Annotated in this window: 11 protein-coding genes; 6 read left to right on the top strand and 5 right to left on the bottom strand. The window is 44.7% G+C overall.

What is annotated here, in order from left to right; translation table 11 throughout:
- Positions 1–83: 83 nt before the first annotated feature.
- The gene (locus KDU71_RS23310) at positions 84–2,318 is read right to left on the bottom strand and encodes a helix-turn-helix domain-containing protein (RefSeq protein ID WP_212191876.1); all 2,235 of its coding nucleotides are present in this window, start codon (positions 2,316–2,318) and stop codon (positions 84–86) included.
- Positions 2,319–2,468: 150 nt separating this feature from the next.
- On the opposite strand from KDU71_RS23310, the gene KDU71_RS14835 reads away from it, so the two are divergent.
- A complete protein-coding gene (locus KDU71_RS14835) occupies positions 2,469–2,996 on the top strand; it encodes a YkgJ family cysteine cluster protein (RefSeq protein ID WP_212191877.1) in 528 nt (175 codons plus the stop codon).
- 4 nt (positions 2,997–3,000) lie between these two features.
- Here the strand turns inward: KDU71_RS14835 and KDU71_RS14840 are convergent, their stop codons facing one another.
- A complete protein-coding gene (locus KDU71_RS14840; RefSeq protein ID WP_212191878.1) occupies positions 3,001–3,321 on the bottom strand; it encodes a YkgJ family cysteine cluster protein in 321 nt (106 codons plus the stop codon).
- A gap of 201 nt (positions 3,322–3,522) precedes the next feature.
- Between KDU71_RS14840 and KDU71_RS14845 the strand changes: the two genes are divergently transcribed.
- From KDU71_RS14845 to KDU71_RS14865, 5 genes are all read left to right on the top strand, one after another.
- Positions 3,523–9,060, top strand: coding sequence for an alpha-2-macroglobulin family protein (locus tag KDU71_RS14845; RefSeq protein ID WP_212191879.1), 5,538 nt, complete (start codon positions 3,523–3,525; stop codon positions 9,058–9,060).
- Between the two features lie 181 nt (positions 9,061–9,241).
- Positions 9,242–9,619 (top strand): PH domain-containing protein, encoded by a 378-nt coding sequence (locus KDU71_RS14850; protein WP_212191880.1) that lies wholly within the window; start codon positions 9,242–9,244, stop codon positions 9,617–9,619.
- 24 nt (positions 9,620–9,643) lie between these two features.
- Complete coding sequence (locus tag KDU71_RS14855) at positions 9,644–9,796, top strand: hypothetical protein (protein WP_212191881.1); 153 nt, start codon at positions 9,644–9,646, stop codon at positions 9,794–9,796.
- Positions 9,797–9,887: 91 nt separating this feature from the next.
- On the top strand, positions 9,888–10,385 hold the full coding sequence (locus KDU71_RS14860) for a GtrA family protein (RefSeq protein ID WP_212191882.1): 498 nt from the start codon (positions 9,888–9,890) through the stop codon (positions 10,383–10,385).
- A 106-nt stretch (positions 10,386–10,491) separates the two neighbouring features.
- A complete protein-coding gene (locus KDU71_RS14865; protein WP_212191883.1) occupies positions 10,492–11,769 on the top strand; it encodes an NAD(P)/FAD-dependent oxidoreductase in 1,278 nt (425 codons plus the stop codon).
- A 216-nt stretch (positions 11,770–11,985) separates the two neighbouring features.
- On the opposite strand, the gene porQ is transcribed toward KDU71_RS14865, so the two are convergent.
- From porQ to KDU71_RS14880, 3 genes are read right to left on the bottom strand one after another with little or no spacing between them, the layout of a single operon-like run.
- A complete protein-coding gene (gene porQ, locus KDU71_RS14870; protein ID WP_212191884.1) occupies positions 11,986–13,017 on the bottom strand; it encodes a type IX secretion system protein PorQ in 1,032 nt (343 codons plus the stop codon).
- Positions 13,018–13,064: 47 nt separating this feature from the next.
- Complete coding sequence (locus KDU71_RS14875; protein WP_212191885.1) at positions 13,065–13,559, bottom strand: YkgJ family cysteine cluster protein; 495 nt, start codon at positions 13,557–13,559, stop codon at positions 13,065–13,067.
- Positions 13,549–14,439, bottom strand: coding sequence for a DMT family transporter (locus tag KDU71_RS14880; RefSeq protein ID WP_212191886.1), 891 nt, complete (start codon positions 14,437–14,439; stop codon positions 13,549–13,551). Before KDU71_RS14880 ends, KDU71_RS14875 begins: the two co-directional genes overlap by 11 nt.
- Positions 14,440–14,468 lie beyond the last annotated feature (29 nt).

A 14,468-nucleotide genomic window follows, 5' to 3' on the forward strand; every position in this document is an offset into this window, starting at 1 on the left:
CTCTGGCACAAACTTTCCATTCATAGATTCCTGATTTGCAGAGGTGGAGTTTTGTTTTTCTATCATCAGCTAATTGGCAGGTGCTACAAAACCCCGTCAGACTGTAACCAGGCCTGTACATATTTAATTTGCGGATAGGAGTACTTATGCTTCAGGTGTTCTTTGATTTCTGAAAGGGCGCTGCCATCGCATGCCTTTATCCCTTTAGCAATCACTTCCCGGGTTTCAAAATCAACGAAATCATTGAGCGAAAGAATGTTTTCCTGGATGCATTTGGCCAGATGCGATTCAATGGTTGTTTTTACAAGGCCTCGTTCTTTGGCAATGGAAGCTACATCATGCCCCTGTTTGTAGAGGGCGCAGGTAACCAGGTGAGTGGCTACTTTGGGCGTTTTTACAGCTTTTTGTTTGCTGGTTGCTGAAGGTTTTTTGTCTGACTGCTGCTTAAGATCGGGCTGGCCAATATCTTCTTTATTAACATCTTCTCCACTTTGTGCTGAAGCAAGTAGTGTTTTAGCCTTAAGCATCTTTTGCACCAGTCCAAAGTATAAGGCAGCCAACTCTTGTAGCTCATTCGTGTATTTCTTCACACCCTTAATCCCTTTCAGTTCTTCGATGTGTTCAATGATCTTGGAGTGGGATGTTTTAATGGCTGGTTGAAAGTAGCCGATGGCTTTATCAACACGTTCGTTCAGAAGGGAGAGGTAATCGTCGTTAGAGCTGTTGATAATGCGACTAACCTGCGCCCGAAAGCTGTTGGCCACTTGTTGCAGTGGTTCTGTTGTTTCTATAAGGCTTGCGGCCCAGTCTTTATATTGCTGTTTTTTAGAACGTTTTTCATCTTTACTATACGATTGAACGTGCTGGTGCAAGGCCACTATCAGGTCATTAAAATCAAAAGCCTGCAATACAAACTGGTTAATGTAATTTTGCGATTCTTCCTTTAAAATGGGCGCTAGCTCATCGGTATTCATTTTTCTATCAACAAAATGACGAAGTGACTCATCGGCACTGATGCCCTGCTGGGGTATGGGCGATAGTAAAACCAATCCATCGAGGGAAGTTAAGCGCGAGAGGGCTACATAAATTTGCCCGGCCGCGAAGGCTTTACACACGTCAATAATAGCTTTTTCAAAAGTGAGGCCCTGACTCTTGTGAACCGTGATGGCCCAGGCCAGTTTTAGAGGGTATTGCTTAAATTCACCCACCACTTTTTCTTCCACTTCGTTAGTGTCTTTATTGAGGCTGTATTTCTTATTTTCCCAGGTATAGGGTTCCACCGTTACAGCATCGCTTTCGTCGGTAAAGCTGACTTCAATTTCATCGCGGCTGATGTGCGATATGGTGCCTATCTTACCATTGAAATACCGTTGTTGACCCGAGAAATCATTTTTAATGAACATCACCTGGGCACCTTTTTTAAACTGCATTGTTGGTTGCAAAGGGTATTGATGTTCCTTAAAATCACCTTTTATTTCTGACTGAAAGGAGTAGGTTTGGCCGCTTAATTCATCCAGACACTCTTTGTTTTTAGCATCGGCAAGGGCATTATGCGTGGTCAGTTGTATATAGCCATCATTGTTATGCTGGTTAAACCCGGGCTGATAGAAGCGGTTCAGCAACTCAATGTCAACTTGAGTTACCTGGTTGTCGCGAAGGTGGTTTAATAGTTCTACAAAGGTCTGGTCCGACTGCCGGTACACCTTCTGTAGTTCAATATGAACGGGTTGCTGCTGTTGCAATACCTGGGCATCAAAAAAGTAGGGCGTTTTATAATAGCGACTCAGGTAGTTCCATTCTTCTTGTTTGGTGACTGGAGGTAACTGCAACATATCGCCAATAAACAGGACTTGCAGACCGCCAAAGGGTTTGTTCTGACTGCGGCGTACGTAGCGGCAAATCAGGTCAATGGCATCCAGCAGGTCGGCACGTAGCATACTCACTTCATCAATCACCAGTAATTCCATTTGTTTAATAAGGTTGCGCTTAACCTTGTGCATCTGCAGATTTTTGATGAGCGAACGCGGGGTGTTAAAGTGGGCCAGCGTTTCCATGCGTGTGGTATCAATGCCACTATTATCGGGTATAAAGGCACCAAACGGCAGTTGAAACAACGAATGAAGCGTTACACCTCCTGCATTGATGGCGGCAATGCCGGTGGGGGCGGCTACCACCACATTCTTATGTGTATGAGCCTTAATGCGATGAAGTAGGGTAGTTTTACCGGTGCCTGCTTTGCCCGTCAGAAATACACTGCGATTGGTGGTGTTAATATATTTGGAAACAATGGATTGAAGGTCTTCTGTAGGTACGCTCATCGAAAAATGATTAATAATCGGGCAAGATACAGGAAAAATGCGCTTGGTGCAAAGTCTCCCTGGCATGCAGCAATGCTTCGTTTCTTTATTGACACTTGATTAATAAGATACGAATCATAAAAACTACCTTTGCGGAAAATGATTGATGATATGGCAACATTGGATAATTATAAGTTACTGAGAGAGGAAATTGATGCAGCAACTATTAAGCTATGGAATGAACATCATAACAATATGGCTTGCAAAATGGGCTGCGATAAATGCTGTCTGAATTTTGATGTATTTCCCATCGAGTTTGATTATATCAAACAGCAGGTTGAAGAGAATTATCCAGATGTTTTAAATCGATCGTTTTCACCTGTCTCTTCCGGTGAGGAAGACAAGTGCTTTTTTTTAAAAGACCATCAGTGTAGCATCTATCAAGCCCGCCCTATCATTTGCCGTACCCATGGCTATCCATTGTTATACATGAACGAAGCCGGTGATCAATGGGAATTATCGCACTGCGAACTTAATTTTACACAGGTGGATGAGGATTACTTTCACGAGGATAATTGCTATGCGCAGGACACCTACAACAGTCGTCTGTTTATGATGAACAAGGAATACATCAAGACGGCCCATCCGGATAAAGGCGATTTTGATTTGATTCCTCTGGCTGATTTACTGAAGAGATAAGTTGTTAAATCCTATTCTCATTACACCACTTCCAATGGTGTTCATTAACCGGGTAGTTGCGACAAATATCGGCACGTGCCTCATACACACCACACGAAAAATGGCCATCATCAACCTTTAGGAACAAACAGTCGCCATTGGCTTTGGTTTTTAAAAAGTGTCCATCGGCATATGTTGGCCCCATGGGGTCGGTAAACTCATTGCGATGCAGTTTGGTGAAGTTTTCGAGAGCAGTCATTTCACGGTCATTCACTTCTACAAAAGGAAAGTTACGACAGCAGATACCACAATTTTGACAGGTAAGCGAAGAAATTTTATTTTCCATAAGGCAATGCATCTAATGAGTAGTTGATTTCTGCGAATGGAAACAAAATGCTTCATGGTTTAATTGGGGTATCCATCCGGGCTAAAGATAAGGGAGTTTTGCCGGTATATTATCAATTGATCCAATAAAAAACTTAGTGCTTTTGTATTTAGAGTATTATCTCTTTATTACCTTTAAACAAAATATTTTTACCTAGAAACTATGGTTAAACGCGTTATGCTCTATGCCGCTGTTATAGTGGGTATAGTAATGATGAATGCTTGCAAGAGCAAGCCCGACAAAACAAGCGAGGAAGTGACTTTTAATAAGAAAGTCAGTGCATTTACTTCCGGCATCATCTCCAATGAAGCCAGTATACAGATACAGTTTGCAGAAAAGCTGCCGGCTGTTGAACCTGGGCAAAAGGCCGACAAGGGAGTACTATCCATTCGGCCATCCATAAAAGGTCAGTTGGTGTGGTTAGATGCTCATACCCTTGAGTTTCGGCCCGAAGAACGCATGCCATCGGGCGCACAATTCGAGGTAGAAGTTAAGCTGCCGGAGTTGTTTGCCGATGAGAAGGAGTCGTTTAAATTCAGTTTCTCAACCATTGAGCAAAACTACAGGGTACAGCCACTGGGTCTGGAGCCCGATGCAGCTGATGACCTCAAGGTGAATACTTATCGCGGGCGCATCACCACGGCCGATCATGTGGAGAACGATGCCCTTGAAGCCTTGTTGAAAGCATCGCAGGAAGGCCGTGCTTTAGAGATAGAGTGGGAGCACCAAAGCAGTGAAAAGCAGCATAGTTTTGCCGTCAGGGGTGTACAGCGTAGCGACCAGGGCAGTATGCTGTTAATGGAGTACAATGGAAAGGCCATTGGCGTTGAAAAAACAGACAGAAGTGAAGTGGAGGTACCTTCGCTCACCGATTTTAAAGTAACCGATGTGCGTGTGGTAATGCAGCCTGATCAGCATGTGCTGGTCGTGTTCTCCGATCCACTTGATGAACGCCAGAACATCAATGGGCTCATTGACATCAGCGAGGCCGCTAAATTGCGCTATGTAATTGAGCGCAATCGCGTAAAGGTTTATCCTTCCTACCGTTTGACCGGTTCACATAAGGTCACCATTGCCGAGGGCATTAAAAACATTCTAGGTTATGCTCATCAGGCTGAAGAAAGCTACGATATGGTGTTTGAAACGCCCAAACCCGAAGTGCAGCTGATTGGTAAAGGCACTATTCTGCCGAGTTCCAGCGGTCTAACGTTTCCTTTTAAAGCGGTTAGTGTTAAATCAGTGCAGGTGCGTATCATCAAGATATTTGAAAACAATGTGGCCAACTTCCTGCAGGTTAATCGCATGGACGGGCAGTACCAGTTGCGTCGTGCCGGCCGCCTGATATATAAACAGACCATCCGCCTCGATAACGACCGTTCCCTCGACCTGACGCAGTGGAACACCTTTTCGTTAAATCTGGCGGATTTAATAACACCAGAGCAGGGCGCCATCTACCGTGTTGAACTGAAAATCAGAAAGCAGGATAGTGTTTATCCTTGCGGAGATGTTGAAGCAACCGAGGCAACTGAAGAGGAAGGTGGAATCACCGAATCAGACATGGCCTACTGGGACCAACCAACGGAGTACTATAGTTCATACTGGGATGGTTATGATGATTATTACTACGATTGGCGCGAACGCGATAATCCTTGCTCACCCATGTATTTTCGCAATAAGGTCATCAGTCGTAATATTTTAGCATCCGATATTGGTGTTATTGCCAAGCAAGGTACCGATAAGGAAGTGGTGGTGGCCATAACTGATTTACGCACGACGCAGCCTTTGGCCAGTGTAGAGGTTGAAATTATGAACTACCAGATGCAGGTGGTGGGTAGTACCCGCACCGATGCGAAGGGACTGGCTCGTATTTCGGTTTCGCAGAAGCCCTTCTTGCTGATAGCTAAAAATGATAAGCAGCGCGGCTATTTACGACTGGATGACGGAAGTTCGTTATCATTAAGCCGTTTTGATGTCAGCGGGCAGGTCGTGCAAAAAGGCATGAAAGGGTTTATCTATGGTGAGCGTGGCGTTTGGCGTCCGGGCGATACCTTGTTTGTGTCGTTTATGCTCGAGAACAAAGGGGAGCAGCTACCCAAAGAGCACCCCATGGTGTTTGAGTGGGTCAATCCGCACGGACAGACCATTAATCGCCAGGTGCAAGGACTGAATGATAATAACATCTATGTGTTTAAAACGCAAACCAGCCACGATGCGCCTACCGGTATGTGGCGGGCACGTATAAAAGTTGGGGGTAGCACCTTTGAAAAAGGTATGCGGGTAGAAACCATTAAGCCCAACCGCCTGAAGATTAGTCTTGATTTTAATACCGATCTATTGTTGCCTGGTGAAGCGGCTCAAAGCACGCTTGAGGCCAAATGGCTGCATGGTGCCATTGCCCGCAATCTGAAAGCCGATGTAAAGGTGACGCTCAACCAGAGCAGAACCAGCTTTAAGAAATATGGGGATTACCATTTTGATGATCCCTCCCGTCGTTTTGATTCGGAAGAAAACACCGTGTTTGAAGGCCGCCTGGATGAAAAAGGTCAAGCCATTGTTGATGCGGCCATTGATGTGAAAGAAGCTGCCCCGGGTATGTTAAAAGCCTCGTTTATGACACGCGTGTTCGAAGAAGGTGGCGATTTTAGTATCGATCGCTTCTCGGTACCTTATGCGCCTTACCCAATTTTTGTTGGGGTAAAAGCACCCAAAGGAGATAAGCGGGGCATGCTGCTAACCGATACGACGCATACTGTCAATGTGGTGACCCTATCACCTAAAGGCGAGCCCATGACCGTTCGAAACCTTTCTTACTATGTGTATAAAGTGAGCTGGCGCTGGTGGTGGGAGTCATCATCCAATGATTTGGCCAACTATGTGGGCACACGTCATCAGAACCTTATAGCCAGTGGTACAGTGAATACCTCTAACGGTGAAGGCCAGTTCGGATTTAGGGTTAACTATCCCGAGTGGGGGCGCTACCTGATTCGGGTGGTAGATAATACCAATGGTCATGCTACTGGTCAAACGGTGTATGTCGATTGGCCGGGATGGGCCGGCAACAGCCGCGGCAGCGATCCAAGCTCGGCCAGTATGCTGGCTTTTAATGCCGATAAAGAGAAGTACCAGGTGGGGGAGCAGGCCACCATCAGCTTCCCGGCATCCGGTCAAGGACGTGCCCTGGTCAGCATCGAAAATGGCAATAAAGTACTGAAGAGCTGGTGGGTCGATCCGGTAAAAGGGGAGAACAAGTTCAGCTTCGAAGTAACACCTGAGATGACCCCCAATGCCTATGTGCACCTGACGCTCCTACAGCCACACGCGCAAACGGTTAATAACCTCCCGATACGCATGTATGGTGTTATTCCTCTGATGGCCGAAGATCCTCAATCACACATTTATCCGGAGATTAAAATGCCCGATGAGCTTCGTCCGGAGAAAGAAGTGAAAATTAAGGTGAGTGAGCGCGATGGCCGACCAATGACTTACACGCTTGCCATTGTGGAGGATGGTTTATTGGATTTAACGCGTTTTAAAACGCCTGTTCCATGGAATCATTTTTATGCCCGCGAGGCGTTGGGGGTTAAAACATGGGATTTGTTTGATGAGGTGATTGGCGCTTACGGCGGTAAGATTGAACAGATTTTCAGTATTGGAGGTGATGGTGAGCTGGCTGGCAAAAAAGGCAGTCAGAAAGCCAATCGCTTTAAGCCAATGGTGAAATTCTTCGGCCCATATGAATTGGGGAAAGGTGATACCGAAACCCATATCTTCACCATGCCGCGCTATGTTGGTTCGGTGCGCACCATGGTGGTGGCTTCTTCGGGCACAGCCTATGGCGAAGCGGAAACAACCACGCCCGTTCGTAATCCGTTAATGGTGCTGGCTACTTTGCCAAGGGTGTTAGGACCTGATGAAACCGTTGAACTACCGGTCACCGTTTTTGCCATGAAAGAAGGGGTGAAGAACGTAAAGGTGAAGGTGGAGACCAATGAAAAGCTAGCTGTTGAGGGCGACAATGAACAAGCGCTCAGCTTTGCTCAACTAGGCGAGCAGGTGGCTACGTTCAGCCTGAAAGTGAATCCGCAGATGGGTGTTGGTAAAGTAAAAGTAATAGCCACATCTGGCAGCGAAACCGCTGTGGATGAGATTGAAATTGAGGTACGTAACCCAAATCCGCCATTGACCACGATTCAGAGTGCTATTGCAGAAAAAGGTAAGAGCATATCCATTCCATACCAACTGCCTGGCATGGCCGGCACCAATAAGGCGACCCTGGAAGTATCGGCACTACCGCCGCTCGATTTCGGACGTCGATTAAAGTACCTGCTGCGCTATCCGCATGGATGTGTAGAGCAGACTACTTCGGCCGCCTTCCCACAGTTGTATTTGGCCGATGTCATTCAGAATCGGGAAGTAACCGCCGAAAAGACAACAGCCAATGTGAAAGCAGCCATTAATAGGCTGGCTGGCTTTATAAGAAACGATGGTGGTTTAAGCTACTGGCCCGGTTCTTATGAGTCATCGGATTGGGGAACGACCTATGCCGGTCATTTTATGCTCGAAGCCGAAAAGAAAGGCTTTAGTCTGCCGGTTGGATTTAAAAATAAATGGATTCAGTACCAAAAGAATAAGGCACGTCAGTGGCGACGTAACAGTACATATAGAGGTCGTGATTTAGCGCAGGCCTATCGCCTGTATACATTAGCATTGGCCGGTGAGCCTGAGTTAAGCGCCATGAACCGCATGCGTAATCAGTCAGGCTTATCGACCCAAACGACCTGGCGACTGGCAGCTGCTTATGCACTGGCTGGCCATCAACAAGTAGCACAGGAACTGATTAATACCACCACAATGAGTGTAATTAATCAGCGCGATAACAGCTACACCTACGGCTCGGAAGAACGCGATATGGCCATGATTATGGAGACACTGGTGCTGATGGGTAAAAAGAAAGAAGCGGCTGAACTGCTGCAGGGGCTGTCAAAGTCTTTATCATCTCAGCAATGGATGAGCACGCAAACCACTGCTTATTGCTTGTTGGCAGTATCTAAGTTTGTGGGTGATTCGGGTGTTAGCAAAGAATTTAAGTTTGAATGGAATGCCAATGGTAAGGGAACGAAAGTGAACTCTCAGTTGCCCTTGTATCAGGTTGAACTGGATGTTGAAAAGAATACGGGAACAGTCAGTTTAGATAACTTGTCGGATTGTCTTCTGTATGCGCGTGTCATCATGGAAGGTATTCCGGCTGAGGGCGATAAAACGGTGAAAGCTTCTAACCTGCAACTGAACGTAGAATATAAGACAATGAATGGGCAGTCGCTGGATGTATCTAAGCTGGCACAAGGCACCGACTTTATGGCCATCGTAACCGTTAAAAACCCGGGTAACTTTGGTGACATTGAGAACCTGGCATTGACGCAGATTTTCCCATCAGGCTGGGAGATTCGTAATACACGATTGGAAGATATTCAATCGGCGCACGAACTGAGTCAACCCGACTATCGTGATTATCGAGATGACAGGGTGTACTCCTATTTCGACCTGAACCGAGGTAAGCACAAGCAATTTGTATTATTGCTCAATGCCAGCTATACAGGTCGCTATTACCTGCCGTCCATCAGCTGTGAGGCCATGTACAATAATGCAGTTTCAGCTCGTCAGCCCGGTCAATGGGTTGAGGTGGTTAAAGCCGGGGAATAAATTGAATACATTGAAAATAAGGCCCTGGGAGTTTATCACAGGGCCTTATTATAAATTCATTAGTCATCATTTTGTGCTTGTTAATCACGGAAATTACCTCTTTCGTCAACTCAAATAGAACATTGAGCTAACTATTGTCCATATCTGTTAATTTTAAAATCAGATAACCAGCTTCTTAACTATGGGACTTTTAGATGGTATATTAGGGCATGCCGGTGAAGTATCAATCGAGAAACTTCAGGAAGAGTTTAAGCCCATCCTGGTTGAAGGAGAGGTGCTTGAAAAAGCCTATAAAGTACTCAGGGATATGTGGGTGTTTACTAATAAACGACTCATCCTGGTGGATAAGCAAGGGGTGACCGGCAAAAAAGTAGATTACCAGAGCATACCTTATCGTTCCATTATTCGCTTTAGTAAAGAAAGTACAGGCCTGTTTGATTTGGATGCAGAGCTTAAAATATGGCTTTCAGGTTCAAGTGAACCCATTGTTAAAGAGTTTAGTAAAAAGACCAACGTAAATGAGGTGTACCTCTTAATGAGCAAGCACATTTTAGAATAAGAACCTAACCCAAATAGTTGTTAAATGGCCAAGCAAAAGGAACCAATAGAGCCACGTTTTGTGGATAATGCCAAAGATCGGATGGTGATGCTGTCTTTTATGGAAAAGTTGAAAGATGTGTTATTGTTTATTCTGGTGGCCGCTGTGCTTACCTGGATTGTGGTGGCAGTCTTATAGTGATGAGTGCCACACGTGGACTTAAAGTAATTAGTTTGAAAATTCTCTTACTTTCATAATTATGCTAGTTTTGCTGCATATTTGTTGAAAGATGACGTTCCTGAGTAAAACAATTTTATCTCTTCTCGATTGGTTTTATAAGCCGTTTAGCAATTATCTGCCACGGCAAACCTTTAACTATGCGGCTTGTGGCGGTGCTAATACTGTGTTTGATATATTGCTTTACTTTATTACCTATAACTACATCCTCGATAAGCATATTGTACATACAGGCATTGTGGCTATCAGTCCGCACATTGCGGCTTTTCTATTTGTATTTCCAATAACCTTTACCACTGGATTTCTTTTGTCTAAGTATATCACTTTCACTGAATCAAACTTGCGAGGAAGGGTACAGCTGTTCCGTTACGGACTAACGGTTGTTGGCAGCATTCTTTTAAACTACATTTTATTGAAGCTATTTGTTGAAGTGGCTGGTTTATACCCTACTTTGTCAAAGATTTTGACAACGATTATTGTGGTAGGTTACAGTTACGTTTGTCAAAAGTATTTCACCTTTAAAATTAAGATACATCCCCACGAAAGTTAGAGGTTGAAGCATAAATATCCCCTTTAAGATAAATTAACGAATAATTTCTTCAATTCGTTAAACTTTCTTTCAGCACTGCTGTTTTCATGGAAAAGCAAAATACACCATGGAGAACAACTTCAATCTGCCCCGTAATAATAAGAAGCGGGTGGTTATCATCGGCGCCGGATTTGGCGGCTTAAAATTGGCCAGAAAGCTAAGCGGCTCACCTTATCAGGTGGTGGTTATCGATAAACAAAACTTCCACCAGTTTCAACCCTTATTTTACCAGGTAGCAGCATCGGGCATCGAACCCAGTTCAATTTCGTTTCCGGTAAGGAAGATCTTTCAGTCGCACAGTAATCTGCATTTCCGCACCACAGAGTTGTTGTCGGTTAATACAGACGAACAGCAAATACAAACCAAAGCTGGTGCGTTGCACTACGATTATCTGGTGTTGGCTAATGGCGTTAACACCAATTATTTTGGGTCGGTTAACCTGGAGAAATATAGCTTGCCTATGAAGAGTACTGCCGAAGCCATCAATTTGCGAAATCGCATCTTATCGTCTTTTGAGCAGGCCAACCTTACTGAAGATACAAATGAACATGCCAAGCTGTTGTCAATTGTGATTGTAGGAGGAGGCCCAACCGGAGTGGAGCTGGCTGGTTCTATTGCCGAAATGCGCCGCTATGTGTTACCCAAGGATTATCCGGAACTTGATTTCAGTAAGATGAAGATTATGCTGTTTGAAGCCGGACCTCGTTTGTTAAATGGCATGTCGGACAGGGCAGGGAAGAAGGCACTGGAGTTCTTAAAGCGCTTAGGTGTTAAAGTGCATTTGGATACCCGCATTGATGACTATAATGGGGATAAAATAAGCCTGTCGGATGGCAAAGAGTTGTATACGCGAAACCTGATTTGGACTGCTGGTGTCAGTGGTCGCACTACGGAAGGTATTAACGGGGAGTTGTATGTGAGAGGTAACCGCATAGCTGTTGACCGGTATAACCGTTTGCAGGGCTTTAATACTATTTTTGCTATTGGTGATGCTTGTTTGTTGCAGGGTGATGAACGATATCCCAATGGTCATCCGCAGGTAGCACAGGTCGCCATTCAGCAGGCGGCCAACCTGGCCCGTAACCTCACCAGCCAAAAAGAATGGAAACCTTTCAGGTACACTGATAAGGGTAGTTTGGCCACCATTGGTAGAAATATGGCAGTAGCCGATTTACCGGGATTTCGTTTCTCCGGGGTATTTGCCTGGATGCTCTGGTTGTTTGTGCACCTGATGGCCATTGTAGGCGTGAAAAATCGCTTCTTTATATTCGTTAACTGGGCGCAGAGCTATTTCTCCCGCGACCAGTCATTGCGCATCCTTATTTCGCCCTACAGGAAGAAATAAAACCGCGCTGATACAGATATAATACCAATTGTATTTTAAAATGCGCCTATAGTCATTTTGCTAATTACAATGGTTAATGCCGATATAACATTAATTGAGATTTATAAACGAAGTGAAATAAGGCTCATTTTAATGTATAATCGGTATAAATTAAGTTTTGGCGCTTTTATTGATAGTTGTCGGTTGTCAGCAGCCGGCAGCTTTTTTTGCTTGTAATTAGCGGCGGAAGTTGCCCAGGTTGGTTGAAATGCTAAAATGATTGCTTGAACCAGCCAGGTGATAGCGGGCAGAGCCATAGGCAAAGTGGAATTTATATACCCGAAAGCCAAAGCCCCACGAAAAACCGGTTGTCGACATTTTCTCATTAATGCCCAGCTCTTGCCGGCGGCGGTGGTTGTAGCCAACGGCCACATAAAAATTATCTGATGGCACCAGTTCAACTCCCACAACCATGTGACGCATCAGCTGGTCAAATGCATTCCCGTCATTACCCTCGCCTTCAATGATATCGCCATTGCCATCACTTACTTTGTATTTCATGTTCCAGTCGAATAAATCCTGCGCTGTCAGTGAAAAGCGAAAGGGCGCATGAGCCAGTTTTTTACTGATACCTATCTGCAGGTCGGTTGGCAGAGGTTCGTAAATATCGTTGTATGTGGTTATTTGCGAACCAATGTTTTTTAAGGTGAGTCCGGCCGAGAAAAGCCCGTCAGTAGACGAGTAGAGCACACCTAAATCAGCCGCCAAGCCAAATGAATTATATTGCTCCAGGTTGGAGATAATTGGTTTTAAAGAAATACCTGCCATCAATCTGGGTGACAAGGCTTTTGAATAGCTTAAGTTAATGGCATACTCAGCAGCAGAGAACGTCCCTTGTAGATTGCCATCAATATCGGCCCGGTCAAAGGTGCCATAATTAATGGCATGAACACTAATGCCAAAGGTCCCAACACTTTCGATGTGATGTGCATAGCCTGCATAGGTCATTTTTATATCCGCCACATAAGGCACATAGTTAAACGTTAGCGACTGATGCAGTTCACTGGAAAGGTTGGCCGGATTATGGAATACCAGGCTGACATCATCAAGGCTCATGCCTACCTGGTTGCCCCCCAAAGCACCAACTCTGGCCGAATTGGTTAGGTTCAAAAAGTCATAGGTGTTGCTACCGGCTTGCTGGGCATTGGCAGATGAATGGTTTGCCAATAGTACAATGGCAGCAATTAGTATGACTGATAGTGTTTTCATTGTAAGTTCTAAACGGCAAAAATATCAAAATAGTGTCCTAATCCCAATCATTTATCAAATATCGGTTTCAGGCCTTCAACCACATCAAATACTGCCGGGCAGATGAAGGTATTCTTATAGGTTAAGCCGGTTATCTGGTAGAAACGTTTACGATCGGTATGTGGGTATTCGCGGCAGGCCCTTGGACGCGATTCATACACCATGCAATAATTATCAGGCATTAAAAAAGGGCAGGGTGTTTCGCGAAATACATAATCACCATCATCGTCCAGCAACAGGTATTGCGCAATCACTTCTTTAGGTTTCATTTTGAGGTGATTGGCTAATCGATCAATGTCGCGGTCAATGACAATGGGGCTGATGGATTTACAGCAATTGGCACACAGCAAACAATCGGTGTACTCAAACACTTCATGATGCAGACGCTGTGATTCATCGTCCAGACTTTTTGGACGCTTCTTCTTGAGTTTTGTCAAAAATGCCTTGTTTTCTTTCGCCTTATTTCGGGCCTCCTGGTCTAATTTCTTTGGGTCAAAATCCACGTCTGCGCAGTTTTAACTGTGAAACAAATACACCGCCAATCACCAATAAAATCCCTATCATCATCTGAAAGGTTATCACTTCGCCTAAAATAATCCAGGCCAGAATAGCTGTAAATACCGGTATCATATTCACAAATACGTTGGCTTTGGTGATGCCAATGATACGCATGCCATGCGTGAAGAAGATAAATGCCAGTGACGAGGCAACAACGGCCAGCATAACAACTGCATAGATGGACTCCATGGTTAATGGTTTAGCATCTAGCACCGGCAGGTCATATATCAAAAATAAAGGCAGGAAATAAAGCAGTCCTATGGCATTTTGGTAGGTAATGATACTAACTGCGTTATAGTTACCAGGTACCTTCTTAAGTACCACAGAATAGCCTAAAGCAGCAAAAACAGCCAAAAAAACCAACATTATACCTTTAAGTGGCGCTGCCAATGAAAAGTCACCTTTGAAGATAAGTAGTAATACCCCTGCAAACGACACAATTATACCAAGTATATTGGCCCAGCTGATGCGGCTTTTAAAAAAGAGTCTATCGGTAATAGGGGCAAAAAGCGGGATGGTTGAAACGATAACAGCACCAACTGTTGAGGATACCAGTTCAAGGCCGAAACTTTCGCCCATGAAGTAGAGAAAGGGCTCAAAAAAGGCCAGTAGCAGAAACCATTTGAGGTCGGCTTTGCGCATGCTGACAAGCTGTCCTAACAGCTTTAAGATGATGGCAAGCAGCCCGGCGCTGATGACTAAGCGCATCACAACAATGGTGAGCGGATTGAATGAGATAAATGCCTGCTTGATCCAAACAAATGAAAAAGCCCAGCAAATCATCGATAAGATTAAACTACCCAGTACTTTATAGCGTTCAAACATGGCACGATTTTTTGGTGAGCGCAAAGGTA

It is taken from the genome of Carboxylicivirga sediminis, from assembly GCF_018156225.1.
Lineage (GTDB): Bacteria > Bacteroidota > Bacteroidia > Bacteroidales > Marinilabiliaceae > Carboxylicivirga > Carboxylicivirga sediminis.